This is a genomic window from Pantoea sp. Lij88, assembly GCF_030062155.1.
Taxonomy (GTDB): Bacteria; Pseudomonadota; Gammaproteobacteria; order Enterobacterales; family Enterobacteriaceae; genus Pantoea.
Genome location: NZ_CP118269.1, coordinates 2,648,540 through 2,666,654, shown reverse-complemented (window position 1 = coordinate 2,666,654; position 18,115 = coordinate 2,648,540). Strand labels below are relative to the sequence as shown.

At 54.3% G+C, this 18,115-nt stretch carries 15 protein-coding genes; 12 read left to right on the top strand and 3 right to left on the bottom strand.

The features are described from left to right. Positions 1-4 precede the first annotated feature (4 nt). On the bottom strand, positions 5-865 hold the full coding sequence (focA, locus tag PU624_RS16285; RefSeq protein WP_283545813.1) for a formate transporter FocA: 861 nt from the start codon (positions 863-865) through the stop codon (positions 5-7). Positions 866-1,236: 371 nt separating this feature from the next. Then, on the bottom strand, positions 1,237-3,000 hold the full coding sequence (ycaO, locus tag PU624_RS16280) for a 30S ribosomal protein S12 methylthiotransferase accessory factor YcaO (RefSeq protein WP_283545812.1): 1,764 nt from the start codon (positions 2,998-3,000) through the stop codon (positions 1,237-1,239). Between the two features lie 313 nt (positions 3,001-3,313). On the opposite strand from ycaO, the gene serC reads away from it, so the two are divergent. The 12 genes from serC (at position 3,314) to PU624_RS16220 (ending at position 17,321) form a co-directional block, all read left to right on the top strand. Further along, the gene (serC, locus tag PU624_RS16275) at positions 3,314-4,399 is read left to right on the top strand and encodes a 3-phosphoserine/phosphohydroxythreonine transaminase (RefSeq protein ID WP_283545811.1); all 1,086 of its coding nucleotides are present in this window, start codon (positions 3,314-3,316) and stop codon (positions 4,397-4,399) included. Positions 4,400-4,480: 81 nt separating this feature from the next. Continuing rightward, a complete protein-coding gene (gene aroA, locus PU624_RS16270) occupies positions 4,481-5,767 on the top strand; it encodes a 3-phosphoshikimate 1-carboxyvinyltransferase (RefSeq protein WP_283545810.1) in 1,287 nt (428 codons plus the stop codon). Between the two features lie 199 nt (positions 5,768-5,966). Then, on the top strand, positions 5,967-6,653 hold the full coding sequence (gene cmk, locus PU624_RS16265) for a (d)CMP kinase (RefSeq protein WP_283545809.1): 687 nt from the start codon (positions 5,967-5,969) through the stop codon (positions 6,651-6,653). 108 nt (positions 6,654-6,761) lie between these two features. After that, a complete protein-coding gene (gene rpsA, locus PU624_RS16260; RefSeq protein WP_003849352.1) occupies positions 6,762-8,435 on the top strand; it encodes a 30S ribosomal protein S1 in 1,674 nt (557 codons plus the stop codon). 82 nt (positions 8,436-8,517) lie between these two features. Further along, positions 8,518-8,802, top strand: a complete 285-nt coding sequence (ihfB, locus tag PU624_RS16255; protein WP_003849360.1) for an integration host factor subunit beta — start codon at positions 8,518-8,520, stop codon at positions 8,800-8,802. Positions 8,803-9,006: 204 nt separating this feature from the next. Further along, complete coding sequence (locus PU624_RS16250) at positions 9,007-11,262, top strand: DNA internalization-related competence protein ComEC/Rec2 (protein ID WP_283545808.1); 2,256 nt, start codon at positions 9,007-9,009, stop codon at positions 11,260-11,262. A 34-nt stretch (positions 11,263-11,296) separates the two neighbouring features. Then, entirely contained in the window at positions 11,297-13,045 is a 1,749-nt protein-coding gene (gene msbA, locus PU624_RS16245; protein WP_283545807.1) for a lipid A ABC transporter ATP-binding protein/permease MsbA, read from the top strand. After that, entirely contained in the window at positions 13,042-14,028 is a 987-nt protein-coding gene (gene lpxK / locus PU624_RS16240) for a tetraacyldisaccharide 4'-kinase (RefSeq protein WP_283545806.1), read from the top strand. Before msbA ends, lpxK begins: the two co-directional genes overlap by 4 nt. A 39-nt stretch (positions 14,029-14,067) precedes the next feature. Next, positions 14,068-15,282, top strand: a complete 1,215-nt coding sequence (locus tag PU624_RS16235; protein ID WP_283545805.1) for a winged helix-turn-helix domain-containing protein — start codon at positions 14,068-14,070, stop codon at positions 15,280-15,282. A gap of 105 nt (positions 15,283-15,387) precedes the next feature. Continuing rightward, the gene (locus tag PU624_RS16230; RefSeq protein WP_003849374.1) at positions 15,388-15,570 is read left to right on the top strand and encodes a Trm112 family protein; all 183 of its coding nucleotides are present in this window, start codon (positions 15,388-15,390) and stop codon (positions 15,568-15,570) included. Continuing rightward, positions 15,567-16,316: a 3-deoxy-manno-octulosonate cytidylyltransferase gene (gene kdsB, locus PU624_RS16225; RefSeq protein ID WP_283545804.1), complete on the top strand. Its 750-nt coding sequence runs from the start codon at positions 15,567-15,569 to the stop codon at positions 16,314-16,316. The genes PU624_RS16230 and kdsB overlap by 4 nt, the downstream gene beginning before the upstream one ends. A gap of 111 nt (positions 16,317-16,427) precedes the next feature. Further along, positions 16,428-17,321, top strand: a complete 894-nt coding sequence (locus PU624_RS16220; RefSeq protein ID WP_283545803.1) for a phosphotransferase — start codon at positions 16,428-16,430, stop codon at positions 17,319-17,321. On the opposite strand, the gene elyC is transcribed toward PU624_RS16220, so the two are convergent. Next, complete coding sequence (gene elyC / locus PU624_RS16215; RefSeq protein WP_283548017.1) at positions 17,301-18,083, bottom strand: envelope biogenesis factor ElyC; 783 nt, start codon at positions 18,081-18,083, stop codon at positions 17,301-17,303. The two genes, PU624_RS16220 and elyC, sit on opposite strands and share 21 nt — an antisense overlap. Between the last annotated feature and the right edge of the window lie 32 nt (positions 18,084-18,115).

Below are 18,115 nucleotides of genomic sequence, written 5' to 3'. Positions count from 1 at the left end.
AGGTTTAATGAATCTGGTCACCTTTACGGAGATAGATAACCCAGTAGGTCAACCCAACCAGAAGGCCGCCGCCGATAATGTTTCCGATGGTCACGGGAATCAGGTTGTCGAGAATAAAGTTACTGACGGTAAGCGAATGAAACTGTGCAGCCGTGGTGCCAGCAGCCTGCCAGAATTCAGGTGCCGCGAAGTCGCGGATGACAATGGCATAAGGAATAAGAAACATATTGGCGATGCTGTGTTCGAAACCGCTGGCGACAAACATTCCGACAGGCAGAATCATTACTACCAGCTTGTCGGTCAGCGTCCGGCCGGAATAACTCATCCAGACGGCGAGGCAGACCAGCAGATTTGCCAGGGTACCCAGACAGACCGCTTCGATGAAGGTGTGATGCATTTTGTGATCGGCGGTTTCGAGAACATTTAATCCCCAGGCACCATTCGCCACCATATGCTGTCCGGCAAACCACATCAGGGCAACGAAGAAGAGGGCACCTGCAAGGTTACCGGCGTAGACGTTAATCCAGTTGCGGGCCAGCTGGCCCCAGCTGATGCGACCACTCGCTTTAGCGACGACGATTAATACCGTTGAGGTGAAGAGGTCGGCGCCACATACCACAACCAGCATCAGGCCAAGCGAGAAACAGATCCCGCCAATCAGTTTGGCTATACCGTAGGGCATCGCGCCGCTACCGGTGGTCGCTGTAATATAAAAAACGAATGCGATGGAGATAAATACGCCAGCGTTTATTGCCAGAAAGAAGGTGGTGAAGGGATGTTTGGTTGCTTTATAGATACCGGCGTCTTCGGCGACTTTCGCCATGGCGGCTGGTAATAAAAGATTAAAAGGGTTGTCAGTTTTCACACTAACTTACTCCAGAAGTTGTCTGAAAAAATACTAACAAAGGAGTATGAGACAATAATTGATGTGGATCATGTTTGGCGAACCGGTAGCCAGCTATTCCTCCGCCAGTAAAAAATATTTCGGTTAAATATCTGAATTTAATCTAATAAATTAATTTTAAAAATACAAAAATATTTTAACGCAAACTGCTGAGTCAAAAAAATGGCCTGAGATATGTTATTAATTAATGGCTTATCTGTTAATAAAAATGATGTGATGTAATGGAAAGGAATTAAATGAAGCTAATGTTTCAGGGGAAAGTGGAGAATGATGGCACCCGATAAATGCGGTGCCATTTTTAACCTTCTTTTACGGGTCTGACGCGTTAAAACTTAGGCATTTTTCCAGTAAAGACGCTTAGCCGTTTGCAGTTTTTCGTAAGCAGCCAGCAGGGATTGATGCGCCGGGAATGCCTGTAGCTCATCATCAACAGCCTGAAGTCCGTTAAATGGCTGTTCGCCACTGATAGCGGCTGAGGCTGCTTCCATCGCGCTCTCACCATACATACGCAGGAAGGCATGATGATACTGCAGCGGATCGCGCTCATCTTCCATTGCCAGTAACAGCAGGGTCTGCAGGCAACGATAGTAATTGGCACGCTCTGGCGTAAAGATTGAGCTGTTGAACTCCATCGTCCACTCTGTCCAGATCAATGCCTGATCCAGATCGCCGCCCGCCAGCGCCAGCATCGCTTTTAATTCGCCAACACGCAGTGTGTACCAGCCGTTGTCTTTACCGGTTGCCAGACCCAGCAGTTCGCGAACGCGGGTGAAGTCGTCAAAGCCTTCATCATCAAGCTGACCAATCAGGTCCAGATACTCTTCCGGATTCCAGTTGCTGTCAGGCAGGGCCAGCAGGGTTTCACGCATGCCCGCGCCCATGCTGTTATTCGCCAGGAAGAGATCTTCTGCCGGATAGATATCAGACATGCCAGGTACGATGATACGGCAGGCATAGACACCCAGATGCTCGTAGTCAGCAATATAAACTTCCTGATCTTCAGCGGCGAAGATTGCCATCAGCGTGGCAAATTCCTGTTCGGTGCTGCCCGCAAATGACCAGTCCACAAAAGGATAATCCGCCGTCTCTTTAAACAGATCCCAGGAGATCAGGCCGCTTGAATCGATGAAGTGTGTTTCAAGATTGGCATGCTCAGCCACTTCTTCGTCATCGAACGTCGGTGGGGTAAACACATCCAGATCTTTGAGGCTTCGGCCCTGCAGCAACTCAGTGACGGTACGTTCCAGTGCCACACCGAAATCAGGATGCGCACCAAATGACGCAAAACAGGTTCCGTTGGTCGGGTTAAACAGCACCACACAGATAACCGGATATTTACCGCCCAGCGAGGCGTCATAAGCGAAAATCGGGAAGCCTTCCGCTTCAAGGCGTGCAATCGCCTCGATCACTTCCGGATAACGCTGCATCACCTCATCAGGAATCGCTGGCAGGCTGATTGCTTCCGCGATGATGCGGTTCTTGATGTAGCGCTCAAACACTTCTGACAGGCCCTGAACACGCGCTTCATTCGCGGTGTTACCTGCGGACATGCCATTTGAGACATAGAGGTTGCCGATGATGTTCATCGGGATATAGACCGTTTGCTGATCGGACTGGCGGGTAAACGGCAGGGCGCAGATACCGCGCTCAGCATTGCCAGACTGCAGATCAATCAGGCCAGACGCCGTCAGAGCATTGTCGGGATCGTAAAACGCGTTCAGGCGCGCATCCAGAATGCCTTCAGGTAAGGAATCATCCTCAGGTAATGCGAACCATTTTTCATTGGGATAGTGAACAAAGTCGCCGTTAGCGATCTCTTTCCCCAGCCAGAAGTCAGCAAAAAAGTAGTTAGTTGAGAGACGCTCAAAATACTCGCCCAGTGCAGAAGCCAGTGCCGCTTTTTTACTGGCGCCCTTGCCATTGGTGAAGCAGAGCGGGCAATCGCGGTCACGGATATGCACTGACCAGACGTGGGGAACAGGATTCAGCCAGGAAGCTTCTTCAATATTAAAGCCAAGATCCTGCAGCTTTGTCTGGAAACGCGCGATGGAGTCTTCCAGTGCGGCATCTTTGCCCGGGATAAATGTTTGCGTCATAGTGCCGCTCTCTCAGTTGTCATAGGGTGCGTAAAGCGCGCAATGATACGGATTTTGGTAACAGACCGCTATCAGGGCGGGACTTTTTTACCGGCTTAGTTTTTATCACATCGGCTCTCAGGCCAAACGCGGATTAATGGTGCTGGATGAAGCCTCACAAAATTCCGCGTGGGTTTGCATTGGTAACATAACCTCCGGCGAGCCGGATTCAGAAAATGTGACCGTGCCCTGATTTATGATTGCAGCTATCAGAATGCAGTGATAAAACCGGATGGTTATTCATAACCGTTCGATATGACAGTGGTGAGGGGAAATGACGCAAGTTTATAATTTTAGCTCTGGCCCGGCGATGCTACCGGTTGAAGTGCTTCGTCGTGCAGAACAGGAACTGACGAACTGGCGCGGTCTGGGTACCTCTGTAATGGAGATCAGTCACCGCAGTAAAGAGTTTATTCAGGTGGCTGAGGAAGCTGAGCAGGACTTCCGTGATCTGCTAAAAATACCGTCCAATTACAAAGTTTTATTCTGTCATGGCGGAGCGCGTGCGCAGTTCGCTGCTGTGCCGGGTAATCTGCTGGGGCAGGCGACCAGTGCCGACTATGTCGATGGCGGCTACTGGGCGCATAGCGCAATTAAAGAAGCAGAAAAGTATTGCTCCCCCCGCACGCTGGATGTCAAAACCACCCGTGACGGTAAACGAGCCATCCTGCCGATGAGCGAATGGCAGGTGAGTGAAGCGTCCGCTTACCTGCACTTCTGCCCGAATGAAACCATTGATGGCATCGCTATTGATGAACAGCCAGACTTTGGCAGTAAAACCGTTGTGGCTGATTTCTCATCCACCATTCTGTCACGTCCGATTGATGTCAGTCGCTATGGTGTCATTTATGCGGGCGCGCAGAAAAATGTGGGCCCGGCTGGATTAACGCTGGTCGTCGTTCGTGAGGATCTGTTGGGTCAGGCGCATGCCTCCGTGCCTTCCATCCTTGATTACAAAGTGCTGGCCGATAACGATTCGATGTTTAACACCCCGCCGACGTTTGCGTGGTATCTCTCAGGGCTGGTATTTAAATGGCTGAAAGAGAAGGGCGGTGTCGCTGAAATCGATCGTATCAATCAGGCAAAATCTGATCTGCTTTATGGCGTCATCGATCACAGTGGCTTCTATCGCAATGATGTGGCGACAGAAAACCGCTCACGCATGAATATTCCTTTCCAGCTGGCGGATTCGTCACTCGATGCGCTGTTCCTGGAAGAGTCCTTTAAGGCGGGATTACATGCGCTCAAAGGACACCGTGTCGTAGGCGGTATGCGCGCATCTATCTACAATGCGATGCCGCTGGAAGGTGTGAAGGCTCTGACCGATTTCATGGTCGATTTTGAACGCCGTCACGGCTGATTACTAAGATATCAGCATTGATGCTGGTGCCAGACCTCGTCTATGGCGAGGTCTCTGTATTTTTTGAGGATTTCGTTTCACATGCAGGACTCCCTGACTCTCCAACCTATTGCGCGCGTCGATGGCACCGTGAATCTGCCTGGCTCAAAGAGCGTTTCGAATCGCGCATTGTTGCTGGCTGCACTGGCTAAAGGCACCACCCGTCTCACCAACCTGCTCGACAGCGATGATGTGAAGCACATGCTGAATGCGCTGACCGCGCTGGGCGTAAGCTATACGCTTTCCAGCGATCGTACCGTGTGTGAAGTCACGGGAAATGCCGGACCCCTGCACACATCCCAACCGCTGTCACTGTTTCTGGGCAACGCCGGAACCGCAATGCGTCCGCTGGCAGCAGCACTGTGTCTGGGTGAGCACGATATCGAACTGACCGGCGAACCCCGCATGAAAGAGCGTCCAATCGGTCATCTGGTTGACGCGCTTCGTCAGGGTGGAGCAACTATCGAATACCTGGAAAACGAAAACTATCCGCCGCTGCGTTTGCGGGGTGGTTTTACCGGCGGTGAAGTCAGTGTGGATGGCAGCGTCTCCAGCCAGTTCCTGACAGCACTGCTGATGACCGCGCCGCTGGCGCAGCAGGATACCTGCATCACGATCAAAGGTGATTTGGTTTCGAAGCCTTACATCGATATCACCCTCAATCTGATGCAGTGCTTTGGCGTCGATGTTGAGAATCAGAACTATCAACGCTTCCTGATTAAGGGACAGCAACAGTATCAGTCTCCGGGCGATTATCTGGTTGAAGGCGATGCCTCTTCTGCTTCTTACTTCCTGGCTGCTGCTGCGATAAAAGGCGGAACGGTTCGGGTCACCGGTATCGGACGCCAGAGTGTGCAGGGTGACATCCGTTTTGCTGACGTGCTGGAAAAGATGGGTGCGACGATTGAATGGGGCGATGATTACATTGCCTGCACGGCGGGCAAGCTGCAGGCCATCGATATGGATATGAATCATATCCCGGATGCCGCTATGACCATCGCAACCACCGCGCTGTTTGCTGAAGGCACCACCCAGTTACGCAATATTTATAACTGGCGGGTAAAAGAGACCGATCGTCTGAGCGCAATGGCTACAGAGCTACGTAAAGTGGGTGCGGAAGTCGAAGAAGGTCATGACTTTATTCGTATTACCCCGCCGGCGACGCTGATTCATGCTGACATTGGTACCTACAACGACCACCGCATGGCGATGTGTTTTTCGCTGGTTGCTCTTTCCGATACGCCAGTAACCATTCTTGACCCTGGCTGTACGGCAAAAACCTTCCCGGACTATTTCGTTCAGCTGGCTAAAATCAGCCAGAGTGCCTGATATCTCTCTTTCCGGTGCGATTCCGCACCGGATCTCCCCTGATTTAATCTGGCTGTAGCCGCCCAGAGATCCTCTGAATTAACTCATATTACGAATCCGGTTAGTGCGAAAGGGTAACCAAGCCGCGCTATGCAGCGTATAATGCTAGTCATTAATGGTGGCCGAAAGGTCAGGAAGCACGCAGCAACAGGAGGGAATAATGACAGTAACTGCCCCGGTCATAACTATTGATGGGCCAAGTGGAGCGGGAAAGGGAACCCTGTGCAAAGCGATGGCAGAATCGCTGCAGTGGCATCTGCTGGACTCCGGTGCTATTTATCGCGTGCTGGCGTTAGCCGCGTTACATCATCAGGTGGACATCGAATCTGAAGAGGCACTGGTGCCGATTGCTGCACACCTCGATGTGCGCTTTGTGTCACAAAACGGTGAAATGCAGGTCATTCTTGAAGGTGAAGATGTCACCGGTGAAATCCGCACTCAGGAAGTCAGTAATACCGCTTCTCGTGTTGCCGCCTTTCCCCGGGTACGCGAGGCGCTATTGCGCCGCCAGCGCGGTTTCCGCGAGATGCCGGGCCTGATTGCTGATGGACGTGATATGGGCACCGTAGTTTTTCCGGATGCACCTGTGAAAATTTTCCTTGATGCCAGCCCGGAAGAGCGTGCCCAGCGCCGTATGCTACAGTTGCAGGATAATGGCTTTAATGTTAACTTTGACCGCCTTTTAGCCGAGATAAAAGAACGCGACGACCGCGATCGTAACCGCGCAATCGCGCCTTTAGTAGCCGCTGGCGATGCTTTGGTTCTGGACTCTACTGAGATGTCTATCGATCAAGTCATTGAAAAAGCGCTACACTATGCCCGCGAGAAGCTGGGTATTACGGCTTAACTGAATTTATCACCCTGTACCATGGATCAGGTGCCGGGCATGTGAAACAACCCCATCCGACATGAAGTCAGATGGACGTTAAATTGAAGAATCCTGAAGATTATCAATATGACTGAATCTTTTGCTCAACTATTTGAAGAATCCTTAAAAACAATCGAAACCCGCCCGGGTTCTATCGTTCGTGGCATCGTCGTTTCTATCGACAAAGATGTCGTTCTGGTTGATGCGGGTCTGAAATCTGAATCTGCAATTCCTGCAGAGCAGTTCAAGAACGCAGCCGGCGAACTGGAAATCCAGGTAGGCGACGAAGTTGATGTTGCTCTGGATGCAGTGGAAGACGGCTTCGGTGAAACCCTGCTGTCCCGTGAGAAAGCTAAGCGCCATGAAGCATGGATCACGCTGGAGAAAGCTTACGAAGACGCTGAAACTGTTACCGGTGTTATCAACGGCAAAGTTAAAGGCGGCTTCACAGTTGAGCTGAACGGTATCCGTGCGTTCCTGCCAGGTTCACTGGTAGATGTGCGTCCGGTGCGCGATACGCTGCACCTGGAAGGCAAAGAGCTTGAATTCAAAGTGATCAAGCTGGATCAGAAACGCAACAACGTCGTGGTTTCACGTCGTGCGGTTATCGAATCCGAAAACAGCGCAGAGCGCGATCAGCTGCTGGAAAACCTGCAGGAAGGCATGGAAGTTAAAGGTATCGTTAAGAACCTTACTGACTACGGTGCATTCGTTGATCTGGGCGGCGTTGATGGCCTGCTGCACATCACCGACATGGCGTGGAAGCGTGTTAAGCATCCAAGCGAAATCGTTAACGTTGGCGACGAAATCACCGTTAAGGTGCTGAAGTTCGACCGCGAGCGTACCCGTGTTTCTCTGGGTCTGAAGCAGCTGGGCGAAGATCCATGGGTTGCTATCGCTAAACGCTATCCGGAAGGCACCCGCCTGACCGGTCGTGTTACCAACCTGACTGATTACGGCTGCTTCGTGGAAATCGAAGAAGGCGTTGAAGGTCTGGTACACGTGTCTGAAATGGACTGGACCAACAAAAACATCCATCCGTCTAAAGTTGTTAACGTAGGCGATGTTGTTGAAGTTATGGTTCTGGACATTGACGAAGAGCGTCGTCGTATCTCCCTGGGTCTGAAGCAGTGTAAATCTAACCCATGGCAGCTGTTCGCTGAGACGCACAACAAAGGCGATCGTGTTGAAGGTAAAATCAAGTCAATCACTGACTTCGGTATCTTCATCGGCCTGGACGGCGGCATCGACGGTCTGGTTCACCTGTCTGACATCTCCTGGAACGCGACTGGCGAAGAAGCCGTTCGTGAGTACAAAAAAGGCGACGAAATCGCTGCCGTTGTACTGCAGGTTGATGCAGAGCGCGAGCGTATCTCTCTGGGCGTTAAACAGCTGGCAGAAGATCCGTTCAACAACTACATCACTTTGAACAAGAAAGGTGCCATCGTCACCGGTAAAGTGACTGCAGTTGATGCTAAAGGTGCTACAGTTGAATTAGCAGACGGCGTTGAGGGTTACCTGCGCGCTTCTGAAGCTTCACTGGACCGCATTGAAGATGCAACTCTGGTTCTGAACGTTGGCGACGACGTTGAAGCTAAGTTCACCGGCGTTGATCGTAAAAACCGTGTCGTAAGCCTGTCTGTCCGTGCGAAAGACCAGGCTGATGAGAAAGAAGCTATCAATACTGTTAACACCAAACAGGAAGAAGGCAATTTCTCTAGCGCTATGGCTGAAGCGTTCAAAGCGGCTAAAGGCGAGTAATCGACCTGAAGCACCGGGTGGGCAACCACCCGGTTTCGGTAAAAGCTGTCATACATTCCCACAGGGATAAACCGGAGGTTACATGACCAAGTCAGAACTGATCGAAAGACTGGCGGGACAGCATACTCATATACCGGCGAAAGTCGTTGAGGATGCAGTAAAAGAGATGCTGGAGCACATGGCCACTACGCTGGCACAGGGCGAACGCATCGAAATCCGGGGATTCGGCAGCTTTTCTTTGCATTATCGCGCTCCGCGTACTGGACGTAACCCGAAAACGGGTGACAAAGTGGATCTGGAAGGTAAATACGTTCCCCACTTTAAGCCAGGCAAAGAGCTTCGCGATCGCGCAAATATCTACGGCTAAGCCGATACCGAACCAGATAAACGACATCTCCGGATGTCGTTTTTTTTTGCCTGCTATACAGGTTGAGACCTGACATCCAGATTGCGGTCATCCAGACTGTAATGCCAGACACTCCCTGCGAGACCGCTCCAGCCTTAGCCATCGTCCGCTGTTACTTTCTTCCCAATTGCCCAGAATAATCGAACTCAATCAATGGATACGATTATGCTGACATGGATTGTTCTGGCGCGACTGGCGATCGTTGCGACTTTACCGCTACTGCTGATGGCGCGACTGCCTTCAGGCGAAGCGATCATACTCTTCCTTACAGCAGGAGGGGCTCTGCTGCATTGTCCTTATCCACCCGCCCGGCTGACCGGTATTACCCTGTTGTGTCTGGCATGGGCCTGCAACGACGCCCGTCTGATGGTGCGGGATATTGAACAGTTTTCTGCACGCCCCACAACCTTCACCGTGCAGGTGAATGAACTGCGGCAGGAGCGGAAGCAAATCCGGGTTCGTCTGCTGGAAGAGCAGGGCAGGATGATATTTCCGCCTCGCTTTGCCTGGATCTGGTTCGATGCTGACCCGGCGATTTACTGTCCGGGACAACGCTGGACCATGCACCTCCGACTGCGACCGGTACATGCCCGCCTTAATGAGGGCGACTTCGATGCGCAGCGTTTTGCACTGGCTAATAACACGCCGCTTCAGGGCCGGATCCTTAAACAGACTGCCGTCAGCGAACGCTGCGATGGACGCTGGCGTTTTATTGTATGGCACCGTGACAGAACCCGTGACATGCCTTTTCGTGCCACGCTGGAGGCCCTGGCTTTTGGTATCAGGGATGAGATGAGCCAGCAGACACGTCAGCTACTACGGGATACCGGCACCGCGCATCTGATGGCGATATCGGGCATGCATATCGCCCTTGCCGCCAGCACCGGCTGGGTGGTGGCGCGTGGGGTGCAATTTATCCTGCCAGCCCGCTATATCGGCTATCTTTTTCCCCTCATCGTGAGCTGGCTGTTTGCTGCAGTCTATACCTGGCTCTCCGGGGCTCAGCCTCCTGCAGCCCGCTCGCTACTGGCGCTGACACTCTGGGCAATAACCCGGTTTGCGGGTGTTCAGCTGAATAGCTGGCAGGTCTGGACGTTCTGTATTGCGTTGCTGCTGGTAACGGATCCGCTGACCGTTTTATCTGATAGCTTCTGGCTCTCAGTTCTGGCTGTCGGCATGCTGCTGGTCTGGTACCACTGGTTCCCACTGCCTGCCCGGTTCCGTCATCAACGGCGCTGGATTCCGTTACAGCTGCTGCATTTGCAGACGGGCATGATGATTTTGATGGTGCCGATGCAGGTGGCGATATTTAACGGGATTAGCCTTACCGCGCTGGTGGCCAATGTTGTCGCCATCCCGGTCGTCTCGTTTATCACCATGCCTTTAGTCACACTTGCCATGCTGCTGCCGGTGGCCCATCTATCGGGTTTCTTCTGGGGAGCGGCCGATCTCTCTTTGCGAGGCCTGTTTTATTGCCTGACATTACTGCCGCCGGGCTGGTGGCCGCTGAGTGGCACAACCTGGTTTACGGTAATGGTATGGGGCGGTCTGATTTTCTGGCGTGCGCAGCTCTTCTTCTCTCTGCCCTTAAGCAGCTGCGCGTTAGCGCTGGCAATGATACTGAGCCGTCAGCCTGAACAGGAGCAGGGCTGGCGCATCGATATGCTGGATATCGGGCACGGACTGAGCCTGGTGCTCAGTCAGGGCGACGAAGCGGTGATGTATGACACAGGACCGCGCTGGCAGAACGATAATGCGGGTAGCCGGGTGATCATTCCGTGGCTGGAGCGCAGGCAGCTAAGGTTAAAACAGATCATCCTCAGTCATAACCATCTGGATCATACGGGCGGGCTGGAGGCGATCTCGCAACGCTGGCCAGCGGTTGAAATCAGAAGCGCGCTGGCCGATAAGGCGCATTTACCCTGTGTACGTGGCACGCAGTGGCGCTGGCAGCGGCTCCACTTTCGGGTTGTCTGGCCGCTGACGGCACCTTTACCGGGTGGGAATAATGACTCCTGTGTGGTCATCGTCGATGATGGCCAGGTCCGTCTGATGTTAACCGGCGATATCGAGGCTAAGGCTGAACGCCAGCTGGTGGCACTCGAGAAGCAGGGTCTGAAGGTCGATATTCTGCAGGTGCCGCACCACGGAAGCCGGACTTCATCGACCTCCCTGATGCTGCGCAAAACAGAAGGGCACACCGCTATCGCCTCTCTGGCACGTTACAATGCCTGGCGCATGCCCGCGAAAAATGTGCTGGAAAACTACCGAACGGCCGGTTTTCAGTGGCGGGATACGGGGCAATCCGGACAAATCAGTATCAGGATAGAGCAGGGCAGAGTGCAGGTTTCCACCCTGCGGGAACAATTAATGCCCCGTTGGTATCATCAGTGGTTTGGCGTCAAACGCGAATCCAGGTAGAATGGCCGGCTATTTCCAACAGCGTGAATAAATAATGCATCAAGATAAAGATCTCTCTACGTGGCAGACGTTTCGCCGACTCTGGCCGATGATCGCGCCTAATAAAGCGGGATTAATCGTGGCCTCTGTCGCCCTGATAATTAATGCTGCGGGCGACGCCTTAATGCTCTCCCTGTTGAAACCGTTACTGGATGATGGCTTTGGTAAAGCTGACAGGTCGGTGATGCTATGGATGCCATTGGTGGTTATTGGCCTGATGGTGGTACGCGGAATAACCAGTTATATCTCCAGCTACTGCATCTCCTGGGTCTCTGGCAATGTCGTGATGAATATCCGCCGTCGGCTGTTCAGCCATATGATGGGTATGCCGGTTTCGTTTTTTGACCAGCAGTCCACCGGTACCCTGTTGTCGCGCATTACCTACGATTCTGAGCAGGTCGCCTCCTCTTCTTCGGGCGCACTGGTCACCGTAGTACGTGAAGGTGCCTCGATTATTGGCCTGTTCATCATGATGTTCTACTACAGCTGGCAGCTGTCGTTGATCCTGATTGTACTGGCACCTATCGTCTCATTTGCGATCCGCACCGTGTCCAGGCGTTTCCGCACCATCAGTAAAAGTATGCAGAACACGATGGGGCAGGTGACAACCAGCGCCGAGCAGATGCTGAAGGGTCATAAAGAAGTGCTGATTTTTGGCGGTCAGGAAATTGAATCGGAGCGTTTTTCCCGCGTCAGTAACCGTATGCGCCAGCAGGGAATGAAACTGGTTTCGGCCTCTTCTATTTCGGATCCGATTATTCAGCTGATCGCGTCGCTGGCCCTGGCTTTTGTCCTCTATGCTGCCAGCTTCCCAAGCGTCATGGATACCCTGACAGCCGGTACGATCACCGTTGTCTTCTCCTCGATGATTGCCCTGATGCGCCCGCTTAAGTCTCTGACCAACGTCAATGCCCAGTTCCAGCGCGGCATGGCGGCCTGTCAGACCCTGTTCTCGATTCTGGATAGCGAGCAGGAAGTGGACAACGGCACGCGCGAAATCATCCGCGCAAAAGGGGATATCGAATTCCGTGATGTGACCTTTACCTACCCGGGCCGTGATATTCCGGCACTGCGTAATATCAATCTGTCGCTGCCGGCAGGTAAAACGGTCGCGCTGGTGGGCCGTTCCGGTTCCGGTAAGTCTACAATGGCGAGCCTGCTGACCCGCTTTTATGACATTCAGCAGGGCGAAATTCTGCTGGACGGACATGATCTGCGTGAGTACAGCCTGCGTTCGCTGCGTAATCAGGTCGCACTGGTCTCGCAGAATGTGCATCTCTTTAATGACACCATTGCCAATAACATCGCTTATGCCCGCAGTGAGCAATATAGCCGTGCAGAGATCGAGCAGGCGGCCACCATGGCGCATGCCATGGACTTTATCAATAAAATGGATAAAGGCCTGGATACGGTGATTGGCGAGAATGGCGTGCTGTTATCTGGCGGTCAGCGTCAGCGTATTGCCATTGCCCGTGCGTTGCTGCGCGATTGCCCGATCCTGATCCTGGATGAAGCGACCTCTGCGCTGGATACCGAGTCAGAACGCGCCATTCAGTCGGCGCTGGATGAGTTGCAGAAGAACCGTACTTCGCTGGTGATTGCGCACCGCCTCTCTACCATCGAAAAAGCGGATGAGATCGTCGTAATTGAAGATGGTCAGATTGTTGAACGCGGAACGCATCAGGTGTTGTTGGCAGAACGTGGCGCCTATGCACAGCTGCACAAGATGCAATTCGGCCAATGATTGAACGTATCTGGAGTGGTCGCTCACCGCTATGGCTACTGCTATGGCCATTCAGCCTGCTGTATGGTGCGATCACGGCCCTGATACGTTTCAGTTACAGGCGCGGCTGGCGTAAAAGCTGGCGTGCGCCTCTGCCGGTCGTGGTGGTGGGTAACCTGACTGCCGGTGGCAATGGAAAGACGCCGGTAGTCATCTGGCTGGTTGAGGCATTGCAGCAGCGCGGCCTGCGCGCTGGCGTTGTCTCCAGAGGATATGGCGGCAAAGCGGACCACTATCCCTTGCTGGTCACCGCACAGACCAGCACGGAACAGGCCGGTGATGAGCCGGTGTTAATCGCCCAGCGCACCGGGGTGCCGGTCGCGGTCGCGCCCAAAAGGCAACAGGCGATTGAGGCGTTACTGCAACAGGGTCCGCTGGATGTGATCATCACTGATGATGGCCTGCAACATTATGCCCTGCAGCGCGATTGCGAGATCGTCGTGGTGGATGGCGTTCGTCGCTTTGGCAATGGCTGGTGGTTGCCTGCGGGTCCGATGCGCGAACGTGCCGATCGTCTGAAGCAGGTCGATGCCGTCATCATTAACGGCGGCGAAGCGCAGCCTGACGAGATTGCCATGCAACTTCAGCCCGGGCAGGCCACTAATCTGCTGACCGGGGAAACCCGCCCGCCTGAGCAGTTGGGTGCAGTAGTTGCCATGGCCGGGATTGGTCATCCTCCGCGTTTTTTCACCACGCTGAAACAGCAGGGCATCACGCCGGTTGCAGAGATCGCCTTTGCGGATCATCACGCTTACAGCGAGGATGAGCTGACCCGATTACTCCAGCCGGGTCAGCAACTGTTAATGACCGAAAAGGACGCCGTCAAATGCCGTCATTTTGCTCAGCCTGACTGGTGGTATCTGCCGGTTGATGCCCATTTAACCGGCAAAGCCGTAATGCCATTACTGGCCGATATTGAACAACGCTGCCGCCGCACTCCCTGATACCCGCACCCATTCAGGCAAAGCCTGATAAGGAAGAGGATGAACAGCCTGCATTCACTTTCATTACAGGAAGCACGTCACCTTCATCTCGCCGCGCAGGGCCTGCTGCGTGCTCCGGCAAAACGCGCGGTTTATCAGGATCTGATTAGCTGCATCTCCCGCATGTCGTTGCTGCAAATCGACACCATTCATGTCGTGGCACGCAGTCCTTATCTGGTGCTGTTCAGTCGCCTGGGAAATTATCCTCAGGCATGGCTGGAACAGGCGCTGGCCCAGGGCGAACTCTTTGAGTACTGGGCGCACGAAGCCTGCTTTATTCCCCGCGACGACTACAGGCTGCTTCGTCATCGCATGCTGTCGCCGGAACGTCTGGGCTGGAAATATAACGCGCAGTGGGTCGCTGACCATCAGCAGGCCATCGCCGAATTACTGCAGCAGATCCAGGAAAACGGCCCGGTGCGCGCCGCCGATTTTACCCGTGCCGATAACCCGAAGTCGGGCTGGTGGGACTGGAAACCGCACAAACGCCATCTGGAAAATCTGTTCAGCGCCGGTGAGCTGATGGTCGCCGAACGCCGTAATTTTCAGCGCGTCTACGATTTGCGCAGCCGCGTAATGCCCGACTGGCAGGATGAAATGCATGGCATCAGCGAAGCCGAGGCAATCCGTCAGATGCTGATGAACAGCGCCCGTAGCTTAGGGATTTTCCGCGCGGCCTGGCTGCCGGACTACTATCGCCTGAAGCGGGCACCCCTGACCGACTTTATCGCTGATGCCCAGGGCGCAGGCGATCTGGTCGCCGTCAATACAGAGGGGCTGGGTGAGATGTGGCTGCATCGTGACTACCTGCCGTTGCTGGAGACGCCGCTGCAGGCGACGCACAGCACAGTACTGTCCCCGTTTGATCCGGTGGTCTGGGATCGCAAACGTGCGCTGGAGCTGTTCAACTTTGACTATCGTATCGAGTGCTACACCCCCGAGGAAAAACGCAAATTTGGCTATTTTGTGTTGCCCATCCTTCATCGTGGTCAGATAAAAGGTCGGCTCGATGCCCGCATGCTGCGTCAGGCAAAACAGCTGGAGATTAAGAATATCTGGCTGGAGGAGAAGACGCGCGTCACGGCACGTTTTGTGGTGGATATCCGGCGTGCGATTGAACGCTTCGCGGCCTGGCAGGGAGCAGAAAGCGTTGCCATCCTGCAGGCACCCGATACTCTTAAAGATCAGTGGCCAGCCCTGTGGACGCTGGATTAATCAATTTTGCGGCAGCGGCCGCGGGAGGGCGTTTTACCCCATCCCGCATGCGCCGCGCTATGGTATGCTTGAACCCCTAAGCATTCGGTCCCTGATGGAGGACATATGGATCATCGTTTACTCGAAATCGTCGCCTGCCCGGTGTGCAATGGCAAACTTTACTTCAACAACGCGCAGCAGGAGCTGATCTGCAAACCTGATGGCCTGGCCTTCCCGGTACGTGACGGTATTCCGGTGCTGCTGGAAACGGAAGCCCGCACGCTGTCCGTTGAAGAGATTCATCCATGAGTTTCACCGCCATCATTCCTGCGCGCTATGCGTCTACCCGCTTACCCGGCAAGCCGCTGCTCGATATTCATGGTAAACCGATGGTTGTGCATGTGATGGAGCGCGCCCGTGAATCGGGTGCCAGCCGGGTCATTGTTGCCACCGATCATCCCGACGTGGCGCGGGCAGTGGAAGCGGCAGGTGGCGAAGTCTGCATGACGCGCGCCGATCACCAGTCCGGCACGGAGCGGCTGGCCGAAGTGATCGAAAAATATCAGTTTGCGGATGACGAAATTATCGTCAACGTGCAGGGTGACGAGCCGATGATTCCGGCCGGGATTGTGCGTCAGGTGGCGACCAATCTGGCGGGCTCAGCGGCCGGAATGGCGACGCTGGCGGTGCCGATCACGGATGCGGAAGAAGCCTTTAATCCGAACGCGGTGAAAGTCGTCATGGATTCGAACGGCTACGCGCTCTATTTCTCACGAGCCACCATTCCGTGGGATCGTGAACGCTATGCCGCCTCGCGCGAGCAAATCGGTGACACGCTGCTGCGCCACATTGGCATCTACGCCTATCGTGCCGGTTTTATTCGCCGCTATGTTGCCTGGGCACCTTGCCCTCTGGAACAGATTGAGCTGCTCGAGCAGCTGCGTGTTTTATGGTACGGCGAAAAAATTCATGTCGCCGTGGCGCAAACCATCCCCAGTGTGGGTGTGGATACGCCAGACGATCTGCAACGCGTTCGTCTTGCCATGCAGCCCTGAAAACCGGGGAGCCAGTCTCCCCGTTTCAGTCCCACGTTATTGATCCGCCGCTAAACTTATCTCCAACACTTCCTTCAGGATATTACGATACTCATCTGAGGAGGATGCCGCATGGAACAGCTTAAATCGGAACTCACGCTGGCGCTGGGTGAAACCATCAGCCGCCTCGAAATGATCAGTGAACATCCACCCACCCGACTTTATGCGTTATACGATCGGGAAGGCCTCCCCATGCCCGTGGTGGCGAAATATTTTCGTCATCAGGGCCGGGCGGCAATGGAAGCGAGAAAGCTGGCATTGCTGGGGCAGGCCGGGCTGGTCGCCGTGCCCGCAGTCTATGGGCTGGTGCTGAGCCAGCAGCCGCCGGTGCATGAAATGCTCTTACTGGCGCGGCTGAATGGCGTGACGGCGGAAGCCCCGGCGCGGGATGCTCAGCGCTGGCAACAGTTTTGCGAACAGGTGGTCGAGGGACTGCTGGCCTGGCACCGGCTCGACAGCCACGGCCTGGTCGGCACGGTTGACAGCACGCAGCAGAACCGCTGGCCCGCCTGGTATGCACAACGGGTTGAGGTGTTATGGGCGACCCTGAGCTACCTGCGTCCGCCCGCTTTTACGCTGGACGATCGGCAGATTCTGTTCCGTTGCCGTGCGCGTCTGGCGCATCTGTTCCGCGGCTTTGATGATCCCTGTGTGATGGTTCACGGTAACGTGCGGCTGCAGAGCATGCTGAAGAACAGCCGCAGCGATCAGTTAATCGCCATGACACAGCCGGGCACGATTCTCTGGGCACCCCGCGAATATGACCTGATCCATCTGGATGAGTCGCCCGCCGAAACGGCGCTGCTGCACTATTACCTGCAACGGGCGCCGGTTTCTGAGGGCTTTATCTGGCGTCGGTGGGTTTATCAATTGTGGGACTGCATCGACAGCCTGATTCAGACCGGCGTCTTTAATCGTGCACGTTTTGACCATGCACGCGCACAATTACTTCCCTGGCTCGGCTGAGCCTTCTCCGCCTTTCAGCCGCTGCAGTAACGTGCCCAGCGTTTCATACACCGCACGTTCGCTGTGACTCAGCCAGATCGATGACGGAATTGCCCGTTCCCAGCCATTCAGCGGAGAGGTAATCGCCAACTGATTGGCCGGCGCGGGGATCGGCGTCAACCCGACCGCGTGGAAAAAGCGAATGGCCCGCGGCATATGATTCGCTGAGGTCACCAGCAGCAACGGATGCTCGCCCACCACGGCTTTGACCGCCTGCGCTTCATCTGCCGTGTCACGTGGCTGGTCGAGAATCTGAATATGTTCGCGCGGCACGCCCAGACTCTCAGCGACCTGTGCCGCCACCCAGGCGCTGCTCTTCGGATTGGTGCCGCCCGCTGCACCAGTAAAAATCAGCGTCGACTTCGGATTGCGCTGCCACTGACGAACGCCTTCTGCCACGCGCGGCAGACTGTTATTCAGCAGATTCGAGCTGGGTGCCCATGCCGGATTAAACGTATAGCCTCCGCCCAGCACCACAATGTAGTCCACCTTCTCTGAGCCGTTCCAGGTCGGATAGCTTCTATCCAGCGGCAAAAGCAGCCGATCGGCCAGCGGTTGCAGGCTCAGCAGCAGCAGTAACAGCCAGCTAACAGAGATCACGGTTTTGCCGCTTTTCTGCCAGCCGGTAAACCAAACCAGTAAAATACCAGCCGCCATCAGCAAAAGCAGAAACGGCAGGGGTAAAAGCAGCCCGCCGATGACTTTTTTCAGGGTAAATAACATCAAAAAAGAGTCCTGTTGTCCGAAAATAGAGC